23 protein-coding genes are annotated in these 21,519 nt (G+C 58.8%); 21 read left to right on the forward strand and 2 right to left on the reverse strand.

Features of this window, described 5'->3' with window-relative positions:
- The first annotated feature begins 68 nt into the window (after window positions 1-68).
- The 8 genes from EL257_RS05925 (at window position 69) to rpoS (ending at window position 7,311) form a co-directional block, all read left to right on the forward strand.
- A complete protein-coding gene (locus EL257_RS05925; protein ID WP_007908835.1) occupies window positions 69-1,181 on the forward strand; it encodes an S-(hydroxymethyl)glutathione dehydrogenase/class III alcohol dehydrogenase in 1,113 nt (370 codons plus the stop codon).
- Between the two features lie 103 nt (window positions 1,182-1,284).
- On the forward strand, window positions 1,285-2,130 hold the full coding sequence (fghA, locus tag EL257_RS05930) for an S-formylglutathione hydrolase (protein WP_126360668.1): 846 nt from the start codon (window positions 1,285-1,287) through the stop codon (window positions 2,128-2,130).
- Between the two features lie 43 nt (window positions 2,131-2,173).
- Window positions 2,174-2,647: a 2-C-methyl-D-erythritol 2,4-cyclodiphosphate synthase gene (gene ispF, locus EL257_RS05935; RefSeq protein ID WP_126360670.1), complete on the forward strand. Its 474-nt coding sequence runs from the start codon at window positions 2,174-2,176 to the stop codon at window positions 2,645-2,647.
- Window positions 2,644-3,702 carry a tRNA pseudouridine(13) synthase TruD gene (gene truD / locus EL257_RS05940; RefSeq protein ID WP_126360672.1) on the forward strand — a complete coding sequence of 353 codons (1,059 nt, stop codon included), beginning with the start codon at window positions 2,644-2,646 and terminating at the stop codon, window positions 3,700-3,702. Before ispF ends, truD begins: the two co-directional genes overlap by 4 nt.
- Window positions 3,690-4,439 carry a 5'/3'-nucleotidase SurE gene (surE, locus tag EL257_RS05945; RefSeq protein ID WP_126360674.1) on the forward strand — a complete coding sequence of 250 codons (750 nt, stop codon included), beginning with the start codon at window positions 3,690-3,692 and terminating at the stop codon, window positions 4,437-4,439. The genes truD and surE overlap by 13 nt, the downstream gene beginning before the upstream one ends.
- A gap of 41 nt (window positions 4,440-4,480) precedes the next feature.
- Window positions 4,481-5,116, forward strand: a complete 636-nt coding sequence (locus tag EL257_RS05950) for a protein-L-isoaspartate(D-aspartate) O-methyltransferase (protein ID WP_172604539.1) — start codon at window positions 4,481-4,483, stop codon at window positions 5,114-5,116.
- 211 nt (window positions 5,117-5,327) lie between these two features.
- A complete protein-coding gene (locus EL257_RS05955) occupies window positions 5,328-6,197 on the forward strand; it encodes a peptidoglycan DD-metalloendopeptidase family protein (RefSeq protein WP_126360678.1) in 870 nt (289 codons plus the stop codon).
- A gap of 106 nt (window positions 6,198-6,303) precedes the next feature.
- Complete coding sequence (gene rpoS / locus EL257_RS05960; protein ID WP_126360680.1) at window positions 6,304-7,311, forward strand: RNA polymerase sigma factor RpoS; 1,008 nt, start codon at window positions 6,304-6,306, stop codon at window positions 7,309-7,311.
- 557 nt (window positions 7,312-7,868) lie between these two features.
- Here the strand turns inward: rpoS and fdxA are convergent.
- Both fdxA and mutS read right to left on the reverse strand, forming a co-directional pair.
- Window positions 7,869-8,192 carry a ferredoxin FdxA gene (fdxA, locus tag EL257_RS05965; RefSeq protein WP_126360682.1) on the reverse strand — a complete coding sequence of 108 codons (324 nt, stop codon included), beginning with the start codon at window positions 8,190-8,192 and terminating at the stop codon, window positions 7,869-7,871.
- Window positions 8,193-8,355: 163 nt separating this feature from the next.
- Complete coding sequence (gene mutS, locus EL257_RS05970) at window positions 8,356-10,938, reverse strand: DNA mismatch repair protein MutS (protein ID WP_126360684.1); 2,583 nt, start codon at window positions 10,936-10,938, stop codon at window positions 8,356-8,358.
- Between the two features lie 201 nt (window positions 10,939-11,139).
- Between mutS and EL257_RS05975 the strand changes: the two genes are divergently transcribed.
- From EL257_RS05975 to EL257_RS06035, 13 genes are all read left to right on the forward strand, one after another.
- Window positions 11,140-11,892 carry a LexA family transcriptional regulator gene (locus EL257_RS05975; protein ID WP_126368012.1) on the forward strand — a complete coding sequence of 251 codons (753 nt, stop codon included), beginning with the start codon at window positions 11,140-11,142 and terminating at the stop codon, window positions 11,890-11,892.
- 527 nt (window positions 11,893-12,419) lie between these two features.
- Window positions 12,420-12,758, forward strand: a complete 339-nt coding sequence (locus EL257_RS05980; RefSeq protein ID WP_126360686.1) for a phage holin family protein — start codon at window positions 12,420-12,422, stop codon at window positions 12,756-12,758.
- Window positions 12,759-12,827: 69 nt separating this feature from the next.
- A complete protein-coding gene (locus EL257_RS05985) occupies window positions 12,828-13,340 on the forward strand; it encodes a hypothetical protein (RefSeq protein WP_126360688.1) in 513 nt (170 codons plus the stop codon).
- Window positions 13,341-13,343: 3 nt separating this feature from the next.
- The gene (locus EL257_RS05990; RefSeq protein WP_126360691.1) at window positions 13,344-13,952 is read left to right on the forward strand and encodes a phage baseplate assembly protein V; all 609 of its coding nucleotides are present in this window, start codon (window positions 13,344-13,346) and stop codon (window positions 13,950-13,952) included.
- A gap of 14 nt (window positions 13,953-13,966) precedes the next feature.
- Window positions 13,967-14,299, forward strand: coding sequence for a phage baseplate protein (locus EL257_RS05995; protein WP_126360693.1), 333 nt, complete (start codon window positions 13,967-13,969; stop codon window positions 14,297-14,299).
- Complete coding sequence (locus tag EL257_RS06000) at window positions 14,296-15,291, forward strand: baseplate J/gp47 family protein (protein WP_126360695.1); 996 nt, start codon at window positions 14,296-14,298, stop codon at window positions 15,289-15,291. Before EL257_RS05995 ends, EL257_RS06000 begins: the two co-directional genes overlap by 4 nt.
- The gene (locus EL257_RS06005) at window positions 15,288-15,923 is read left to right on the forward strand and encodes a phage tail protein I (protein ID WP_126360697.1); all 636 of its coding nucleotides are present in this window, start codon (window positions 15,288-15,290) and stop codon (window positions 15,921-15,923) included. Before EL257_RS06000 ends, EL257_RS06005 begins: the two co-directional genes overlap by 4 nt.
- Window positions 15,924-18,356: a phage tail protein gene (locus EL257_RS06010; protein WP_126360699.1), complete on the forward strand. Its 2,433-nt coding sequence runs from the start codon at window positions 15,924-15,926 to the stop codon at window positions 18,354-18,356.
- Between the two features lie 11 nt (window positions 18,357-18,367).
- Window positions 18,368-18,772 (forward strand): hypothetical protein, encoded by a 405-nt coding sequence (locus tag EL257_RS06015; protein WP_126360701.1) that lies wholly within the window; start codon window positions 18,368-18,370, stop codon window positions 18,770-18,772.
- A gap of 101 nt (window positions 18,773-18,873) precedes the next feature.
- Window positions 18,874-19,059, forward strand: a complete 186-nt coding sequence (locus tag EL257_RS06020) for a hypothetical protein (protein WP_126360702.1) — start codon at window positions 18,874-18,876, stop codon at window positions 19,057-19,059.
- A 2-nt stretch (window positions 19,060-19,061) separates the two neighbouring features.
- Window positions 19,062-20,228: a phage tail protein gene (locus EL257_RS06025; protein WP_126360705.1), complete on the forward strand. Its 1,167-nt coding sequence runs from the start codon at window positions 19,062-19,064 to the stop codon at window positions 20,226-20,228.
- On the forward strand, window positions 20,228-20,734 hold the full coding sequence (locus tag EL257_RS06030; RefSeq protein ID WP_126360707.1) for a phage major tail tube protein: 507 nt from the start codon (window positions 20,228-20,230) through the stop codon (window positions 20,732-20,734). Before EL257_RS06025 ends, EL257_RS06030 begins: the two co-directional genes overlap by 1 nt.
- A 151-nt stretch (window positions 20,735-20,885) precedes the next feature.
- Window positions 20,886-21,467, forward strand: coding sequence for a phage tail assembly protein (locus EL257_RS06035; protein WP_126360709.1), 582 nt, complete (start codon window positions 20,886-20,888; stop codon window positions 21,465-21,467).
- Window positions 21,468-21,519: the final 52 nt, after the last annotated feature.

Raw genomic sequence — 21,519 nt, forward strand, 5'->3', positions numbered from 1 at the left:
TAATCACCAGACGCTGAACTACACTGTTTGTCTGGTTTTTTATTCAATGGATTCACTGGAGAGTCAGCATGATCAAGTCGCGCGCCGCCGTTGCCTTCGAGGCCAAAAAGCCGCTGGAAATCGTAGAAGTCGACGTCGCCATGCCCAAGGCCGGTGAAGTATTGCTGCGTGTAGTGGCTTCCGGGGTTTGCCACACCGACGCCTATACCTTGTCCGGCGCCGACCCGGAAGGTATCTTCCCGTCCATCCTCGGCCACGAAGGTGGCGCCATTGTTGAAGCCATCGGTGAAGGCGTGACCTCGGTTGCCGTTGGCGATCACGTGATTCCGCTGTACACCCCGGAATGCGGACAGTGCAAATTCTGTAAGTCGGGTAAGACCAACCTGTGTCAGGCGATTCGCGCGACCCAAGGCAAGGGCTTGATGCCGGACGGCACTTCGCGCTTTTCCTACAAGGGCGAGACGATTTTCCATTACATGGGTACGTCGACCTTCTCTGAATACACAGTGCTGCCGGAAATTTCCGTGGCCAAGATCTCCAAGGACGCGCCGCTGGAAAAGGTCTGCCTGCTCGGTTGCGGTGTCACCACCGGTATTGGCGCAGTACTCAACACTGCCAAGGTCAAACCGGGCGACACCGTGGCCATTTTCGGTCTGGGTGGCATCGGCTTGTCGGCGGTGATTGGCGCGGTGAAGGCCAAGGCTGCGCGCATCATTGCCATCGACATCAACCCGGCCAAATTCGAAATCGCCAAACAACTGGGCGCCACCGATTGCGTGAACCCGAAGGATTTCGATCGCCCGATCCAGGAAGTGATCGTCGACATGACCGATGGCGGCGTCGACTTTTCCTTCGAATGTATCGGCAATGTGCAACTGATGCGTGCCGCGCTTGAGTGCTGCCACAAAGGCTGGGGCGAGTCGGTGATCATCGGTGTTGCCGGTGCCGGTCAGGAAATCGCTACCCGTCCGTTCCAACTGGTTACCGGTCGCGTCTGGCGCGGTTCGGCTTTCGGCGGCGTCCGTGGCCGTACCGAACTGCCAAGCTATGTCGACATGGCCCAGAGCGGCGAAATCCCGCTGGATACTTTCATCACCCACACCATGGGTCTGGAAGATATCAACAAGGCTTTCGACCTGATGCATGAAGGCAAAAGCATCCGTACCGTCATACATTTCTAACAGCAGCCCCAAGTTTCAAGCTTCAAGCTGCAAGTAAAGGCGTCGGTGCTTTTTCTTGAAGCTTGCGGCTTGCGGCTTGCAGCTTGCAGCTGGGGAGAACCCCTTGAACCTGGAAAACATTTCCTGTCAGAAGAGTTTCGGTGGCTGGCACAAGCGCTACCGCCATCGCTCCGAGGTGCTGGATTGCGACATGGTCTTTGCCGTCTACCTTCCGCCGCAAGCGGAGCAGGGCGGCAAGCTGCCGGTGCTGTACTGGTTGTCAGGCCTGACCTGCACCGATGAAAATTTCATGCAGAAGGCCGGCGCGCTGCGCATGGCCGCCGAGCTCGGTTTGATCATCGTCGCACCGGATACCAGCCCGCGTGGCCCGGATGTCCCGGACGATTCGGACAAGGCTTGGGATTTTGGTCTGGGCGCCGGCTTCTATCTGAATGCCACGCAGGAACCATGGGCGCGTCATTATCGGATGCATGACTATGTCGTGCAGGAATTGCCTTCACTGGTTGAAGCGCATTTCCCGGCGTCGGACAAACGCAGCATCAGCGGACATTCCATGGGCGGCCACGGCGCATTGGTCTGCGCCTTGCGCAATCCGGGGCGTTACCAATCGGTGTCGGCGTTTTCGCCGATTACCCATCCGATCGATTGCCCATGGGGCCAGAAAGCTTTCTCCAATTACCTGGGCGAAGACCGTTCGAAGTGGAAAGAGTGGGACGCCTGCGCGCTGATTGCCGAGGCGACCGAGAAGTTGCCGTTGCTGGTTGATCAAGGTGATCGCGACGATTTCCTCGCCACCCAGCTCAAGCCCGAAGCCTTGCAACACGCAGCAAAACAAGCGGGGCATCCGCTTGAGCTGCGCCTGCAACCGGGCTACGACCACAGCTATTTCTTCATCTCGAGCTTCATTGACGACCACTTGCAGCATCACGCACGCGCCCTTCAGGTGTAATGCAGGTAGAATCACGCCCTGACAAAAATCGGGGCGTTTTTTTATGCGTATTGGCCACGGCTATGATGTGCACCGTTTCGCTGAAGGCGATTTCATTACTCTGGGCGGCGTGCGCATTGCACACAGCTTCGGGCTGCTCGCTCATTCCGACGGTGACGTCCTGCTGCACGCCTTGAGCGATGCCTTGCTCGGCGCAGCGGCGCTGGGTGATATCGGCAAACATTTCCCGGATACCGACCCGCAATTCAAGGGCGCGGACAGCCGGGCGCTGCTGCGTCATGTGGTCAGTCTGATCCACGCCAAAGGCTGGAAAGTCGGCAATGTCGACAACACCATCGTTGCCCAGGCACCGAAAATGGCCCCGCATATCGAATCGATGCGTGCGCTGATTGCGGCGGATCTTCAAGTTGAGTTGGATCAAGTGAACGTGAAAGCCACCACCACCGAAAAGCTTGGCTTTGTCGGTCGCGAAGAAGGTATTGCCGTGCATTCCGTTGCCTTGTTGCTGCGCGCATGAACGAACTGCAATTGCTCGGCCCCAAGGCTTATGGCGAACCTCTCGGCACTGCAGTCCTGAAAGCCATCGCGGAAGATTTCCAGGTCGATGAAGTGCTGGACATTCCATTCAGTGGCGACGGCGAGCATCTGTGGATCTGGGTGGAAAAACGCGGTCTGAACACTGAAGAAGCAGCGCGGCGGATCGCCAAGGCGGCCGGCGTGCCGTTGCGCACGGTCAGCTACGCAGGGCTCAAGGATCGTCAGGCGCTGACCCGGCAATGGTTCAGCGTGCAATTGCCGGGCAAGGCCGATCCTGATCTGGCGGCGGCAGAAAACGACACGCTAAAGATCCTCAAGACCACTCGCCACAAGCGCAAGCTGCAACGCGGTGCGCACTCGGCCAACGGCTTCACTTTGCGTCTCACCCAGTTTGCTGGCGACAAGGCTGCGATCGAACAGCGTCTGCAGTTGATTGCCAGCCAGGGCATTCCCAATTATTTCGGCACTCAGCGATTCGGCCACGATGGCGGCAACGTCGTCGATGCGCGTTCTTGGGCGGCGCGCAAAGCCCTGCCGGAGCAGCGCAATGTGCGTTCCCGGCTGCTGTCCACGGCGCGCAGTTTTCTTTTCAATAATGTGCTGGCTGCGCGGGTGGCTGACGGCACTTGGCAAAAAGCACAAGTCGGCGATCTGCTGGCCTTTACCGACAGCCGCAGCTTTTTCCCGGCGGGCGAGGCTGAATGCAACGATCCGCGTCTGGCGATTCTCGATCTGCATCCAACCGGTCCGCAGTGGGGCGAAGGTGACTCGCCGGCGGCGGGCGCTGTCCATGATCTGGAACAGGGGATTGCCAGCGACGAAGCCGAGCTGCGCGATTGGTTGGTTCACGCCGGTATGAGCCACGAACGTCGCATCCTGCGTCTGCCCATTGGCGGGTTGACGTGGCATTATCCCCAGCCTGACATTCTGCAACTGGAATTCGTCCTCCCGGCCGGATGCTTCGCCACCGTATTGGTGCGCGAACTCGTTGATCTGGTGCCGGTGGGGCAGACGGACAGCCCATGCGTATTCTGATTTCTAACGACGATGGGGTAACCGCACCCGGTCTCGCCGCGCTTTATGCTGCGCTGGCGGATTACACCGAATGCGTGGTTATCGCCCCGGAGCAGGACAAAAGTGGTGCCAGCAGTTCGCTGACGCTCGACCGTCCGCTGCACCCGCAATACCTGGCCAATGGCTTTATCAGCCTCAACGGCACACCGACCGACTGCGTCCATCTGGGCATTAACGGCCTGCTGGAGCGCGAGGCGGACATGGTGGTTTCCGGGATCAATCTTGGCGCCAACCTGGGTGATGACGTTTTGTATTCCGGAACCGTCGCGGCAGCGCTTGAAGGGCGATTCCTTGAACGGCCATCGTTTGCTTTTTCGCTGGTCTCCCGCCAAGTGGATAATCTGCCGACAGCGGCCTACTTCGCGCGCAAACTGGTCGAAGCCCACGCCACTCTCGACCTGCCCCCGCGCACGGTGCTCAACGTGAACATTCCCAATCTGCCGATCGACCACATTCGCGGTATTCAACTGACCCGGCTCGGTCACCGCGCGAGGGCGGCGGCGCCGATGAAAGTGGTGGATCCGCGTGGCAAGGCCGGTTACTGGATTGCCGCTGCCGGTGATGCCGAAGATGGCGGTGCCGGGACTGACTTTCATGCGGTGATGCAGGGCTATGTTTCCATCACGCCGCTGCAGCTCGATCGCACCTTCAACGACGCCTTCAGAAGTCTCGACGGCTGGCTCGGAGGACTAGGCTGATGGCGCGTGAACATGAAGACCGCCTGCGCAGCGGCATTGGCATGACGTCGCAGCGTACGCGCGAACGACTCATCCAGCGTTTATATGAAGAAGGCGTGACAAACGCCAAGGTGCTGGAAGTGATCCGGCGCACGCCACGTCATCTGTTCGTCGACGAGGCGCTGGCGCATCGCGCGTATGAAGACACCGCGCTGCCGATCGGTAACAACCAGACGATTTCCCAGCCTTATATGGTGGCGCGCATGAGCGAGCTGCTGCTGGAGGCGGGGCCGCTGGATAAAGTGCTGGAAATCGGCACGGGGTCCGGTTATCAGACGGCGGTTTTGTCACAGTTGGTCGAGCGGGTTTTTTCGGTCGAGCGCATCAAGGTGCTGCAGGATCGCGCCAAGGAACGTCTGATCGAACTGAACCTGCGCAACGTGGTGTTTCGTTGGGGCGATGGCTGGGAAGGCTGGCCGGCGCTGGCACCGTACAACGGCATCATCGTCACCGCCGTGGCGACCGACGTGCCGCAGGCGCTGCTTGATCAACTGGCACCGGGGGGACGCATGGTGATTCCGGTGGGCTCGGGAGAAGTACAACAACTGATGCTGATCGTGCGCGAAGAACATGGCTTTTCCCGGCATGTTTTGGGCGCTGTTCGTTTCGTGCCTTTGCTCAACGGCCCACTGGCCTGAGCATTTGTTTAAGGGCGCTGAATTCCTTTTAACGGCGCCGGTCTTACATCGGCAGCCACGGTTTAAACGCAGCGTACTTACTACTTGCAAACGTGTGCGCACGGGGATTTCGCTTCATTAAAGGTAAAGCCGTTTCGGCCCGTTATACTTGCGACACTTCATGCCGAAACGCGGCATTCAGAATTTTCAGCCACCACAAAGGGAGCGGCGGGTGAGTCTCACAGTCATTGCGCAGCGTATGGGTAACACGAGCTTTCAGCGCCTGGTGACTGGCCTCGTCTTGAGCACCTTGCTGGTCGGATGCTCCAGCACCAAATCCAGCAATGTGCGCGTTGTCGATCGCAACAACGCGGTCGCGCAACGTCCGACCGTGACGACCGGGCAGTATGTAGTCCGTCCTGGCGATACTTTGTTTTCGATCGCATTTCGTTACGGCTGGGACTACAAAACCCTCGCTGCCCGGAACAACATTCCTACGCCATATACGATCCATCCGGGTCAGACAATTCGCTTTGACGGCCGCACCGGTTCAACGCCGACTGCGGTGGTCAGCAACAGCAGTTCTTCGCCTTCCTCGTCGAGTAAAACCACGGTAATCCGACGTCAGGCAAATGGCACCACGACCACCACGACCACTGGCTCTGCGGGCGCGGCACCGTCCGTCGCCAGCAAGCCAACCCCCGCTCCGATGCCCCCAGCGGGCCCGGCCCCGACCGGCTGGGGATGGCCATCTAATGGCATTCTGATTGGTAAATTCTCTTCAAACGGTAGTTTGAATAAAGGAATTGATATCGCCGGAGATTTGGGACAGCCTGTTTTAGCTGCGTCTGATGGGACGGTTGTTTACGCCGGAAGTGGCTTAAGGGGCTACGGCGAATTAGTCATCATCAAACACAGCGAAACCTACGTCAGTGCTTACGGACATAACCGCAGGCTGTTGGTTCGGGAGGGGCAGCAGGTCAAGGTCGGACAGACAATTGCCGAAATGGGGTCAACGGGTACAGACCGGGTGAAACTGCATTTTGAGATTCGCCGCCAAGGTAAACCAGTGGATCCGCTGCAGTTCCTGCCCAGCCGTTGATTTGTAAGCCAGCCTGTTCCGTCGCGTAGAGGGGACAGGCTCCAGCGCTGCCAAGGATAAAGGCGTCGCTTGAGCTTGGGGTCGAACTCACCAAAGGACTATAACAATGGCTCTCAGTAAAGAAGTGCCGGAGTTTGACATCGACGATGAGGTTCTCCTTATGGAGACCGGCATCGATTCGGATTCGATGTCGAATGATGAAGGGGCTGCTCCACCTTCCGTTCGTTCCAAATCCAAACACTCCGCTTCACTTAAACAACATAAATACATCGATTACACGCGTGCACTTGATGCCACGCAGTTGTATCTCAACGAAATCGGCTTTTCCCCATTGCTCTCACCGGAAGAAGAAGTTCATTTTGCGCGCTTGTCGCAAAGTGGCGATCCGGCCGGGCGCAAGCGCATGATTGAAAGTAACCTGCGGCTGGTGGTCAAAATCGCCCGGCGTTACGTCAATCGGGGGCTGTCGCTGCTGGATCTGATCGAAGAGGGCAACCTCGGGTTGATCCGGGCGGTGGAAAAGTTCGATCCCGAGCGCGGCTTCCGCTTCTCGACCTACGCAACCTGGTGGATCCGTCAGACCATCGAGCGCGCGATCATGAATCAAACCCGGACCATCCGGTTGCCGATCCATGTGGTCAAGGAGCTCAACGTGTACCTGCGGGCGGCACGGGAGCTGACGCAAAAACTCGACCACGAACCTTCACCCGAAGAAATCGCCAACCTGCTGGAAAAGCCGGTGGCCGAGGTCAAGCGCATGCTGGGCCTGAACGAACGGGTTTCTTCGGTCGACGTCTCGCTGGGTCCGGATTCGGATAAAACCCTGCTGGACACTCTCACTGATGATCGTCCTACCGATCCGTGCGAACTGCTGCAGGATGACGACCTGTCGCAGAGCATCGATCAATGGCTGTCTGAATTGACCGACAAGCAGCGCGAGGTGGTCGTACGCCGCTTCGGCCTGCGCGGCCATGAAAGCAGTACGCTGGAAGATGTCGGCCTGGAGATCGGCCTGACCCGGGAACGGGTGCGGCAGATCCAGGTGGAAGGACTCAAGCGCCTTCGTGAAATTCTCGAAAAAAATGGCCTGTCGAGCGAATCGCTGTTCCAGTAAGCGTTTCAAGTGACCGCCCGCAAAAAGCCCCGACTGGTTCGGGGCTTTTTGTTGTCCTCTGAAATCTGCATATGTAGGAGCTGCCGCAGGCTGCGATCTTTTGATCGTCCGAACGCGGCCCGAGCCTGCGGCAGCTCCTACAGGGACAAGTTGTAGTCTTGCTCTGTAAGCCTTGGCTTACTGTTTCGTAAGTGTTCGTTATTTTTACACTGTGGCAGACGACGATGATGTCCGGCGTAGGTGTATAACTTCTTGATTTATATATTTATTATTTGCTGTTAAGCGCTTATGGCAGGCGATTTCATTCCCAAAGGCAAATTGCTCTGCGCCGGGAAATCGCTAGTATCTGAACTGTGTCGACGGACAGACACGCCCTTCAAGGACGAGGGGAACGGACATCGCAGGACGCGATTCATCAGGACGATGAAAAGGAATACAGGGAATAGGGAAAAAATGTGGGCGGGTCATACCGCCCCTTTTTTTGTCTGCAGAAAAGTGAAATCCGCAAAAGCAAAAAGGCCCGCAAGGGGCCTTTTCCAATTCGAGCGCGGGGCAGATCAGCGTTCGAGTTGTTCGATCTTGTTCGGCTTGCCATCCCACTCGGCGGAATCCGGAAGAGGATCCTTGCGCTCGGTGATGTTAGGCCAGACATCTGCCAGCTCGGCGTTGAGCTGGATGAAGTTTTCCATACCGTTTGGCACTTCATCTTCCGAGAAGATGGCCACAGCCGGGCATTCCGGTTCGCACAGGGCGCAGTCGATGCACTCATCCGGGTGAATCACCAGGAAGTTCGGGCCTTCGTAAAAGCAGTCCACCGGACACACTTCTACGCAGTCGGTGTACTTGCACTTGATGCAGTTGTCGGTGACGACGAAGGTCATTTCTAATTTTCTCCTCAGGCGGCGGCAGCGTTGCCCCTTCACGGTTGGGGTCGCCAGGTTTGGGAGCGATACCTGCTGGCCAGGCTATGAACCAGCAGCATCCCAAACCGCGCGAGATTCTAACAGCTTGGAGCCGTTTGCGTTATATCCGCTTCTTCAGTGCTTATATCCGGTTCTTTAGTGCGTAGAGCATTTCCAGCGCGCGACGCGGAGTCATGTCGTCCAGATCGATCTTCGCCAGGTCGTCCAGCACCGGGTGCGGCAGGCTCGCGAACATGTCGCTTTGCTGTGGCGCCGCCGGTTTGCCTTTGACCGCAGGCTTCGGCGCTTCATGAGGCAGCGCGGTGTCCTCCAGACGGCTCAAGTGTTCGCGTGCGCGCGTGATCACTTCGCTCGGCACGCCGGCCAACTGCGCCACCGCCAAGCCATAACTCTGGCTTGCAGGCCCTGGCAGCACATGGTGCAGGAACACGATGCGCTCGTTGTGCTCAGTCGCGTTGAGATGCACGTTGGCCACCAAAGGCTCGGCCTCCGGCAGTACTGTCAGTTCGAAATAGTGAGTGGCGAACAACGTATAGGCGCGCAGTTGTGCCAAACGTTCCGCCGCAGCCCACGCCAGCGACAAACCGTCGAAGGTGCTGGTGCCGCGGCCGACTTCGTCCATCAACACCAGGCTGCGCTCGGTAGCGTTGTGCAGGATATTGGCGGTCTCGCTCATTTCCACCATGAACGTCGAGCGCCCACCGGCCAGATCGTCGCTGGAACCGATGCGGGTGAAGATCCGGTCGACCAGCGACAATTCGCAACTGGCCGCGGGCACGAAGCTGCCGATATGCGCCAGCAGCACGATCAGCGCAGTCTGCCGCATGTAAGTGGATTTACCGCCCATGTTCGGGCCGGTGATCACCAGCATGCGCGTGTTGTCATCAAGGCTCAGGTCGTTGGCCACGAACGGTGTGGTCAGCACTTGCTCGACCACTGGATGACGCCCCTGGGTTATGCGCATGCACGGTTCACTGACGAAGCGCGGGCAGTTCAGATCAAGGTTCAGCGCGCGCTCGGCCAGGTTGCTCAGCACGTCCAGTTCGGCCAGCGCCGCAGCGGTGTCCTGCAAGGGTGGCAACTGGCTGATGAGATCTTCCAGCAGCGCCTCATAAAGCATTTTCTCGCGGGCGAGGGCGCGGCTCTTGGCCGACAGCGCTTTGTCCTCGAAGGCTTTCAGTTCCGGCGTGATGAAACGCTCGGCGCCTTTGAGCGTCTGGCGACGGATGTAGTCGGCCGGCGCCGATTCTGCCTGTTTGCTCGGCAGTTCAATGAAGTAACCGTGAATGCGGTTGTAGCCGACTTTCAAGTGGCTCAGGCCGGTGCGGGCTTTCTCCCGAGCCTCGAGGTCGATGAGGAACTGACCGGCGTTTTCGCTCAGCGATTGCAGTTCGTCGAGTTCGCTGTCGTAGCCGGTTTTCAGCACGCCGCCGTCACGGATCACCGCTGGCGGATTATCGATAATGGCTTTTTCCAGTAGCGCCGCCAATTCCGGATAAGTGCTGGCGGTAGTCGCCAGGCGCTGCAAGTGCGGCGCTTCCAGCTCGGACATCGCCACTTGCAATTGCGGCAGGGCGCCGAGGGCGTCACGCAGACGTGCGAGGTCGCGAGGACGCGCATTGCGCAGGCCGATCCGCGCCAGAATCCGCTCGATGTCCCCGATCTCCTTGAGCTGCGGTTGCAGCTTTTCAAAGCGGTAATGATCGAGCAGGCAAGTGATCGAGGTCTGCCGCGACAACAGTACGGTGAGATCGCGCAGCGGTCGGTTCAGCCAACGGGTGAGCAGACGGCTACCCATGGCGGTCTGGCAGCGATCGACCACCGATTGCAGGGTGTTGTCGCGGCCGCCGGCGAGATTGGTGTCGAGTTCCAGGTTACGGCGGCTGGCGCCATCGAGCACAACCGTGTCGTCGAGACGTTCGTGGCGCAGGCTGCGCAAATGCGGCAGCGCGGTGCGCTGGGTTTCCTTGGCGTAGGCGAGCAGGCAACCTGCGGCACCGATGGCCAGGGTCAGATTCTCGCAGCCGAAGCCTTTCAGATCCTGAGTGGAAAATTGCTGGCAGAGACTTTTCAGCGCCGAGTCACGCTCGAAATCCCACGGCGCCCGACGACGTACGCCGCGGCGTTTTTCCGCTGGCAGGTCCTTTGGCCAATCGTCCGGAATCAACAATTCCACCGGATTGACCCGCTCCAGTTCGGCCAGCAGGTTTTCCCAGCCCTTGATCTCGAGCACGGTGAAGTTGCCGCTGGTAATGTCGAGAACGGCCAGGCCAAACAGGCGTTCGTCGCCCAGAACCGCGGCGATCAGATTGTCGCGACGCTCATCGAGCAACGCCTCATCACTGACCGTGCCCGGCGTGATAATCCGCACCACCTGGCGTTCGACCGGGCCTTTACTTGTGGCGGGATCGCCGACCTGCTCGCAAATCACCACGGATTCGCCAAGCTTGACCAGTTTCGCCAGGTAACCTTCCGCCGCATGGTAAGGAATCCCACACATCGGAATGGCCTGTCCCGCCGATTGCCCGCGCGCGGTCAGCGTGATGTCGAGCAACTTGGCGGCCTTCTTCGCATCTTCGTAGAAGATCTCGTAGAAATCGCCCATGCGGTAGAACATCAGCTGATCGGGGTGCTGGTTCTTCAGCCGCCAGTATTGCTGCATCATCGGAGTGTGGGAGGACAGGTCGGAGACGGCTTTATTCATCGGATTGTCGGGCAACTCGTTAAAAGATGTAGGGCGAAGCGCGGACAATCGCCGGGCTTTTCCGCGATGGGCGCAAGGTTACCATGGGCGGTCTGCGCTACGCAGGCGCTGCGGTCGGGTGATCGTCTGCTTTCATGGAAAAGTTACTTATGCATGATTTATGCAAATCAGCATTTGTCTTCGCGAAAAACTTCAAGCACTATGCGCGTTATGCAAAAACGCAACGTAGCCTCCGTCTTAAGAGCCTTGCTCGATCAACACGGGATCTCCCCCACGGAGCTTCACCGTCGTACCGGCGTGCCTCAATCCACTCTCTCGCGAATTCTCAGCGGGAAGATCGTCGATCCCTCGGATAAACATATTTCGAAGATCGCTGAGTACTTCAATGTCAGCACCGATCAGTTGCGCGGGCGCGCCGACGTCGCGCCCGCGCCCGCGGCCGGTGCCGCCGCACGCGCTGACGTGCATGCTGAACTCAAGGACATAAGCCTGTGGGACGACGACACGCCTGTCGATGATGATGAGGTGTCGGTGCCCTTTCTTCGCGAGGTTGAATTGGCTGCTGGATCAGGAAGATTCGTCATCGAAGAGAGCGAACGCTCCAGCCTGCGTTTCGGCAAGCGCAGCTTGCGCCATAACGGTGTGCAGTTCGATCAGGCCAAATGCGTGACGGTACGCGGCAACAGCATGTTGCCGGTGCTGCGTGACGGCGCAACCGTCGGCGTGAACGCGGGCAAATGTGGTATCGGCGACATCATTGATGGCGACCTCTATGCAATCAATCACAACGGCCAGTTGCGCGTGAAGCAGCTCTACCGCCTGCCGACCGGCATTCGTCTGCGCAGCTTCAATCGCGACGAGCATCCGGACGAGGATTACAGCTTCCAGGAAATTCAGGAAGAGCAGATCGCCATACTCGGTCATGTCTTCTGGTGGGGCATGTACGCCCGCTGACCTTGTCCTTCTCAAATCAGACCCGCCTCGATGGCGGGTTTTTTTTCGCCTGTTGAAGCGCGCCAGCCCTTTGCTGGCGGGGCTTTCATGCGCTCATGCATTTCAGGTGCATAAATAAATGCATTTACGCATTGACTGTATATGCATCCATGCATATTCTTGCAACCAAGCCGCTCGACAAAGCGGCTGGCAAGACAAGCTCTTTAGTTCCAAAAGAACAGGCAGCGATGAACCGGCCTTAACGGTTCAGAGGGTTGGCAACTGACCCGGGTGTGCAGCGTAAAGCACCAGAAGCAGTTATCCGGCGGGCAGGGACCGCGGTCGGAAAAACAATTTAAATGGACTCGTACCGCGCCAGTAGCGCCGAAAAGTCAGCTTCCTTTCACATTTACAGGACTAAAGGGAAGGCGAAGGAGCGCATTACTGAAAAGCCCGGTGTGCAAGCGCCGGGCTTTTTGGAATGCCTGCCTCATGAGAACCCGTTGAACCCAACAAACAAAATCATTCATCACACCAGGAGGCGTGACATGACAAACGAGCAACAAGCGTTGGCGGACATGCCGATCTGGCTGGTGATCCTTCTTGCCGTGATTGGCGGGGTGTCCGGCGAGATGTGGCGCGCCGACAAGGAGGGCGCCCACGGCTGGTCGCTTATCCGCCGTCTGGCCCTGCGCTCGGGCGCCTGCATGATCTGCGGTGTGTCGGCGATCATGCTGCTCTACGCCGCAGGCCTGTCCATCTGGGCCGCCGGCGCATTCGGCTGCCTCACCGCCATGGCCGGTGCCGACGTGGCCATCGGCTTGTACGAACGCTGGGCGGCCAAACGCATCGGCGTCTGCGAACTGCCACCCCGCGACCAGCCTTAACCTCGAACCTGTTCGTGCCGCCCTTTGGGCGGCAGGGCTGCGCGTGGACGATAGAAAAGGAGGTCATGTATGCCCACACCGATCCAACAGCCGTCGCAACTGTTTACAGCCATCGCGACGACGCTGCGCAACACCGCCGGGCTTGACATCAATGTCGGCAATCAAGACGACTTCACTGCGCCGGGCGATCAGGCCTGGGTGTTGATCGGCTTCGACCGCAACGCATCAGGGTGGCGCGCCGCTGACGGGCGTATCGCTCATGTCATGACGGTGTCGTTGCAAGTCATCCCGGCGCTTGCTGCGACCGCGTTTTCAGCCTGCGATCTGATCGCCGTGCTGAAAAATCTGATCACCGACAATCGCTGGGGCGTGCCCGGCGAGCAGTGTGATCTGCCAACCAACATCGATGGCTTGCCGTCATTGCTCGGCCAGCAATACAAGGCCCGGACCCTGACATTCGAGCAGACCCTCTATCTCGGCCCGATCTTGCTCGACGATCCGCTCGGCACGCCGAAATTCGCCCGCACCTGGGAAGTCAGCGATATCGACGATCCCGATCAATACACCGCGCTGGAGGGCTGACCGATGCTCGACGCATTATTGCGCATGCAACTGGGCCCGATCATCGAACGTCTGGCGGAGATGGAGGCAGAAATCGAAGACCTGCATCGCCGTGCCGAAAACTACTGCCGCATCGGCATTTGCCAGACCGTCGACGCAGCGAGCAACACCTGCCAGGTCAGTCACGGCGGCTTGCTCACACCGGCCATAAGGTTCTTTAACCCGAGTGCCGGCGCGCAGAGCGAATCGCGCATTCCCAGCGTAGGTGAGCAATGTCTGCTGCTGAACTACGGCAGCGGCGAAAGCGGCGCGCAAAGTGTCGCGCTGTTCGGGCTGAACAGTGATCGTTTTCCCCCGGCCTCGACCATCCCGACGTTGACTCGTCGGGTGCATCAGGACGGCAGCGAAAGCGGCTACGACGATGCAACGCACACCTTGCACTGGCAGAACGGCCCGGCGCACTTCAACGGTTCACGGGAAACGCTCGAGCTGAGCATCGGCCCGGCGCACCTGCTGATGACGCCCCAAGTCATCACCCTGCAACTGGGCGCGGTCGGCCTGACCCTCGACGCTTCCGGCGCGCACTTCAACGGCCCGTTGGTCGATCACCAGGGCCGGGTCATCAGCCCCTGATTCAAGAGCTAACCATGATCGGAATCGATAGAGACAGCGGGGCCACGGTCGACGACTGGCTGCAGTTTGTGCAGCGCGCGACCCGAGCCCTGACCACGCCGCTGGGCACCCGGCAAAAACGGCCCTTGTACGGATCGCTGATCCCCTCGCTGCTGGGGCAAAACCTCGGTGATGACGTCCTGCTTTTGGCGCAGAGCCACGCGGCGCAAGCGTTCTACAACGCGCAGAACGGCATCAGCGATTTTCAGCCGCAAGTCATCGTCGCCAGTCGGCAGGGCGCCGGTTTGTTGCTGCGCTTCGCCGGCATCTGGAAAAACCGCCAACAAACCTTCGAGGTCGTGACATGAGCATGTTGATCCCCGGTCAGAATCAACTGGCCGAACCTTCGCTGATCAAGGTCGAGGCCTTTGAGGATCTGCTCGCCGAGTTCAAGGCGTTCGTCGTCGAATACGTCGCTGCGCGCTCGCCGGACAGTGCAGCAAAACTCAAAACCAGCCTGGAAAACGAAAGCGAACTGCTGACGCTCGCTTTGCAAGCGTTCTGCGTGCGTCTGCAAATCCACGAACGCAAATACAATGCGCGCATCAAGCAGATGCTGGCGTGGTGGGCCACCGGCAGCAATCTTGATGCGCGGCTGGCGGACATGGGCCTTGAGCGGCAGTTGCTGGATCCCGGTGACCCCGCAGCATTCACGCCGGTGCCGGCGATTTATGAAAGCGACGATGACGCCCGTTTGCGTTATTACCTGGCGCCGCATGCACCGGCAGCGGGGTCGCGGATGCAGTATCGCCGGGAAGTGTTCACCCTCGGCGAGCGGCCAGCGGTGAACGTCGAATCCAGCGATGCCGGGGTGGTGACGGTGACCTACACCTTCAACCCGGACGGTCTCGCTGCTCAGGTCAAGGATGGCAACGGTCGACGCACCGCTCCCGGCGAAGTGCAGGTTACGGTGCTGTCGCGAGAAGGCGACGGCACAGCGTCCGAAGCCCTGCTCGAGGATGTGCGTCAGCACTTTGCCCGCGCCGACGTGCGACCGGAAACTGACCTCGTCACCGTCAAGTCTGCCGATATTCAGCGCTACCAGATTCGCGTCGTGGCCAAAATCAATTCCGGCCCCGATTCGGGCCTGACCAAAGTCGCGGCGCAAGCGCAGTTGCAGGCCTACGCCGACAGCTGTCACCGCCTCGAAGGTCGGGTTGATCCGAGCTGGATCGACTTCACGCTGCACAACGCCGGCGCCGTCCAACTACAGATTCTCGAGCCGCTGGCGCCGATCATCACCACTGCTTTCCAGGCGCCGTACTGCACGGCGGTGGAAGTCGAGGTGCTGACCCTATGAGTGAAAAAACTCAGCGCCCGACGCTGTTGCCCGCCAACAGCTCGGCCCTCGAGCGCGGTCTGGATCTGGGCTTCGGCGCCTTGCTCGATCGCATCGCACCGCCGTTTCCCGAACTGATGAACCCCAGCGAAACGCCGGTGGCTTTTCTGCCGTATCTGGCAGCGGATCGTGGGGTCGCCGAATGGAGCACCGATGCACCGCAAGCAGAAAAACGTCTGACCGTCGAACTCGCTTGGCCCACTGCGCGGCAAGCCGGCACTCGCACGGCGCTGGAAAACGCCGCCAAGGGTTTGCAACTGCGTCCGGAAATCCGCGCCTGGTATGAACAGACACCGCCCGGCGCGCCCTACAGTTTTTCCGTGCGCGCCTTCAGCGAACAACCCTACAGCGAAACCATCGATGCCCGTCTTGATCGACGCCTGGCCGATGCCAAAAGCGAACGGGATGTGCTGTCGGTCTCGGTGGGGCTCAGTGCGTTCGGCAATCACGTGATCGGCGCCGCGACGTTCTGCGGGGAGCTGACCACGGTTTATCCGATCGTTATCGAAGGGCTCGAAACCTCGGGCGAAGCGTTCATCGCGGCGGCGCTGTACACCGTCGAAACATCCACTATTTATCCTCAGGGGGCCTGAATGGCTGACTATTACACCCTGCTCACCAACGCAGGGATTGCCTACGAAACGGCGTGCAAAGCCGCGGGCACGCCGATCAAGCTGACGCAGATTTCCGTCGGCGATGGCGGCGGCGCGGTCTACAACCCAGCGGCCACCGCCACCGCGCTGAAACGCGAAGTCTGGCGCGGACCGCTCAACGCGCTGTTCCAAGACGAGAAAAATCCGAGCTGGCTGCTCGCGGAAGTGACTATTCCGCCGGACGTCGGCGGCTGGTATGTGCGCGAAGCGGGGCTGTGGACCGACACCGGCGTGCTCTACGCCATCGTCAAATATCCGGAATCGTTCAAACCGGTTCTGGCCACTTCGGGCTCGGGCAAAGAGTTCTACATTCGCTCGATTTTCGAGACAAGTAATGCGTCGCTGGTGACGTTGTTGATTGATGACACCGTGGTCAAGGCTACTCGTGCCTGGGTCATGAGTTATCTCGCCGAAGAACTCGGCAAACTCGATGGCAAGCACTCGGTACGCGTTGCGGCGACTGGCAATGTCGTACTGAACGGTGCGCAGCAAATCGACGGTGTCGCCGTGGTTGCTGGCGATCGTGTGCTGCTGCCGAGCCAGACCCTGGCCAAGGACAACGGCCTGTGGATCGTCGCCAATGGCGAATGGCTGCGGGCGACCGATGCCAACAGCAGCGCCAAGGTAACGCCCGGCCTGACAGTAATGGTCGAGGAGGGCGTGGCGAATGGAGATTCGTTGTGGCACCTGACTACCAATGCGCCGATCACCCTTGGCACCACGGCACTGACGTTCAAGATGCTCGCGGGGCGGACCGGGATTGCTGCCGGGACTTACAAGAGTCTGACGGTTGATGAATATGGCCGGGCGACTGCCGGGGCAAATCCCGAGACGCTCGCAGGATTTGGAATCAAGGATTCGTACACCAAGGCTGAAGTTGAGGCGTTGATTGCCAAGGCGTCGGCGTTGCCGGTGGGATCGATTGTGGCGTTCCCGGTTGATACGCCGCCGCCGGGTTTTCTGGAGCTGGATAACAGCGTCAAGAGCAGCGCGACTTACCCGGACTTGAGCGCTTATCTGGGCGGTAAGTTTAATAAGGGTGATGAGGGGGCTGGAAATTTCCGGTTGCCGGAGACTCGCGGGGAGTTTTTGCGGGGTTGGGATCATGGGCGGGGGGTGGATGCCGGTCGCCAGCTTGGTACGGCTCAACTCGATGCAATGCAGCGTCTCACTGGTGCGATATCTGCAGCAGACTCTACTGGTATGGGTCAAATACTCAACGGTGTATACGGTGGGACGAAATCCGGCGTGTCGAAGGGTGTTAATGCTGCGGCCGACGCCTACACTTCCATAGATTTTGACAACGCGCGACAAGCCCGGACATCGGCAGAAAACCGCCCACGTAACGTCACCGTCATGTGGTGCATCAAAGCTTGGAATGCCCCGATCAACCAAGGAAACATTGACGTAGCGGCACTCGTTAAAGAGGTTTCACGTCTTGGCTCTGCAGTACCCGTAGGTGCTGTTATGGCCTTCCCTACGGGAATCGTGCCTCCCGGATTTCTGGAACTGGATGGCAGCGTGCAAAGCTCCGCAACCTATCCGGATCTGGCATCTTACTTGGGCGCTACCTACGTCAAGGGTGATGAGGGCGCGGGAAATTTCCGTTTGCCAGATTCACGCGGCGAGTTTCTCCGTGGTTGGGATCATGCGCGTGGAACAGATCCGGGACGAAACATAGGTAGCTATCAGGCTGGTACAAAAACTCAGGGCGATAATGGAGACGCTCCAGCCGTTCAGGGGATTGGCAACTCGAATGCAATCGACGCTGACCCCGCACCGGATTTCAAAGGCGATATTTACTACACAACCACAGGCGCAACAGTCGGCAGCTTCACAGGCTCGTATTGGAAAACTGTCCGTCCGCGCAACTTGGCGGTGATGTGGTGTATCAAGGCCTGGAACGCGCCGATCAATCAGGGAAACATTGATATCGGCGGGCTCTCTGCATTGGCGCAACAAGCCTCTGAAAGCAATCAAGGCACAGCGAAAGTTGCCACCCAAGCCCTTACAGACTCAGGCACCGATGACGCGACGATCGTCACGCCGAAAAAGTTGCGCTTGGGCTTTCAGATTCTCAAGGCTGCCAATGGCTATGTGGTTTTTCCATCTTGGCTAGGGAGTTTTATTATCCAGTGGGGTTACGCTTCAATTCCCGCTACGTTAACGACGGTCCCATTTTCACTGAGCTATCCAAATGCGTGTCTCTGCGTGCAGACCTCAGGGGTCAGCACATCGGCTGCAGCGGATGTTATTGAGTTGATTCCGTTGAATGGCAAAAACGGATTTACGGCAGTCGGAGTGAGTTCGGGGGTTTCAGGATCTCCTGTGCAAACAGCGACCAATTTCTATTGGCTTTCGATTGGGCATTGATGGTGGAAAAAATGAAATACGTGACATTTGACTCCCAAGGTGTTCTTGAATCGCGCCTTATTCGCGGGCTAAACGATATTCCAGAAGGTGCTGTCGAGGTTAATGAACGCCTGTGGATGCGCATTACTCAGGAACTTGATGGCGTATGGAAATTGGCGGATGACGGCGCCATTACCAAGCATGCGCTTCCCGAATTACAACCCGTCGAATATTCCGCTGAGGAAATTGAAGCTCTGAGGCGTCGTGCGTACGCCGACCCCATTACCGGATCCGACCGGCTATTCGCTGAAGCCCAGCGCATGCAGGTTATGGACGAACCCGGTTGGGAAACCGTTCGCACGGCGGGCATAAAACGATTCAAGGAAATTCAGCAAGAGTTTCCTTGGGTGAAACCCTCAGCACAATCCTTGAACTAAACGCCCCGAACCCCGGGGCGTTTTCTTGCCCGCCCCACAACATTCAACACCCACCAAGCCCCTCCCCACGAGGGGCTTTTCCGTTTATGGAGAAACGAAAAATGGCAAACCGCCAAACCTACACCGTGCTCGTCCCATTCCCCACCGGCGGTGGGCATTGGTCGAGCATCGGCCAAGAACTCGATCTGCTCGACGTCGAGGCCAGTGCGCTGCACTTCGCCGGTCGACTGGAACTGAACACCCAATCCACCCAGGCCAAAACGGCCGCTGCCAAGAAGGCTGACTGAACATGGCTGAGGTTTTGAACTTCGAGCACAACGGCATTACCGTCAATGCCACCGAGTCCCCCGAGGCCATGGGCGGCCTGGGTGACAATGTCATCGGTTTGATCGGCACCGCGCCGAACGCCGATCCGCTGATTCCGCGTAACGCACCGTTCCGCATCAACAGCTTCACCACCCATGCGTTGCTCGATCCGACCGGGTCGGAAGAGGGCACGCTGTACCACGCGGTCTACCAGATTCTCAAAGTGGTGAAAGTGCCGGTGTACGTGGTGATCGTCGAAGCGGGCGCGACCCCGGCCGATACGGTCAACAATGTGATCGGCGGTGTCGAGCCGGCGACCGGGCGCAAGCTCGGTCTGGCGGCGCTGGGCAGTGTCCCTGAAGACCTGACCATCATCGGCGCGCCGGGCTTTACCGGCAGCAAAGCCGTGGCCGGCGAGTTCGCCTCGTTCGGCAAACGCATCAAGGCCCGTGTGGTGCTCGACGGCAAGGATGTCTCGGTGGCCGATCAGGTGCTGTACAGCCAGGAACTCGGTGGCGCTGAGCTCGGTTTCGACCGTTGCCTGGTGGTGCACAACATGCCGGCCGTGTATTCGAAAGCCGCGAAGAAAAACGTCTTTCTGTCGCCGTCCAGTCTGGCGATTGCCGCGCTGGCCAAGGTCAAACAGTGGGAAAGCCCGGGCAACCAGGTGACCTATGCCGAAGACGTTTCGCGGGTCGTTGAATACAACATTCTCGACACTTCCACCGAAGGCGATCTGCTCAACCGCTACGGCGTCAGCTACTACGCCCGCACCGTGCTCGGCGGCTTCTCGCTGCTGGGTAACCGCTCGGTTACCGGCAAGTTCATCAGCTACGTCGGCCTCGAAGATGCAATCAGCCGCAAGCTGGTCAAGGCCGGCCAGAAAGCCATGGCCAAGAACCTCACCAAGTCGTTCATGGATCAAGAGGTCAAGCGCATCAACGACTGGCTGCAGACTTTGGTTGCCGACGAAACCATTCCCGGCGGCAGCGTTTATCTGCACCCGGAACTCAACAGCGTCGAGAAATACAAGAACGGCACCTGGTACGTGGTCATCGATTACGGCCGCTACGCGCCGAATGAACACATGGTTTATCAACTCAACGCCCGCGATGAAATCATCGAGCAGTTCCTGGAGGACGTTCTCTAATGTTTACCAACCGCGTAAGACAGGCCATCGCGGCCACTCTGCAAGGCCTGCCGTTGTCGGCGACCGTTGAAGAATTCACCCCGCCGAAAATCGATTTCGATATGGAGAGCATGACCGGCGGACGTTTCATCGTTGAAGAAATGGCGAAAAGCGCCAAAGCGCTCAATGCCAAGTTGATTGTCCAGGGCGTCGGCGCCGAAGTGATGCTGGCGCTGGGCGTGAAGCTGGGTGACGACATCCTGCTGAACGTGCGGGAAGCCGGTCAGGATCAGGACGGCAACACCTGGTTCACTTATCACACTGTGGGCGGCAAATTGAAATCCCTGGAGGAAGCCGTGCTGAAAATGGGTGAGAAACCCAAGACCACGCTGGAGCTGTCCTGCCGCACCTACAACCGTCTGGAAAACGGCGTGCCGGTGATCGACATCGACGTACGCACCCAGAAGTTCGTGCTCAACGGCGTCGACATCCTCGGTGATGCCCGGCGTGCGGTGTTGATGCCGTAAACCGCGGTTTACCAGCAATCACAAAACCCTGTGGGAGCGAGCTTGCTCGCGAAAGCGGTCGTTCAGTCACATGAATGTCGAATGTGCCGAAGCCTTCGCGAGCAGGCTCGCTCCCACAGTGGATCTGGACAAAACTTTCAGGAATTCATCCATGTCATGGACACCTCCCCTGCACGAGCTGCTGTCGCCGATCACCGGCGATGACGGTTCGCAAATCGAAACCCTGCAGCTCAAACCGCTGTTCTACGCCGCACAAAAAGAAGCGCTGGAACGCGCCGGTGATGACGAAGATGACCAGTTCTTCGAGCTGGCGCTGCTCGCCACCGGCCTGTCGGTCAAGGAACTCGACCAGCTCAAACGTCCGGACTACGTGAGCATCGCCCAGTACGTGCATGAGATGTCGACTCAACCGTCCTCGCATTTTCTCGATCAGGTCGAAGACGCGGAAAAATCCGCCGATCCCGATCAGGTGCAACTGCTGCAACCGCTCGCCGTGAGCGGCCGCACCGTGACATCGCTGAGCCTGGAAATGCCCGTGCTGCGCGCCACCAAAGTGATGAAGAAATTGAAAACGGCCAAGGAACGCGCCGAATTCATCACCGCCCATTGCACCGGCCTGATGATCCCCGATCTGGCCCTGATGACCGTCCCGGACTGGACGCAACTGCAGGTGCGCATAGACGATTTTTTAAACCAGCCGGCGGCCTACTTTCGGAACGCGACATCGAAGTAATCCTCGATATCGTCCCGCTCATTTACCCGGTAAGTGAAGCGGAAATTCTGGA

This window comes from Pseudomonas fluorescens, from assembly GCF_900636825.1.
GTDB classification, from domain to species: domain Bacteria; phylum Pseudomonadota; class Gammaproteobacteria; order Pseudomonadales; family Pseudomonadaceae; genus Aquipseudomonas; species Aquipseudomonas fluorescens_BG.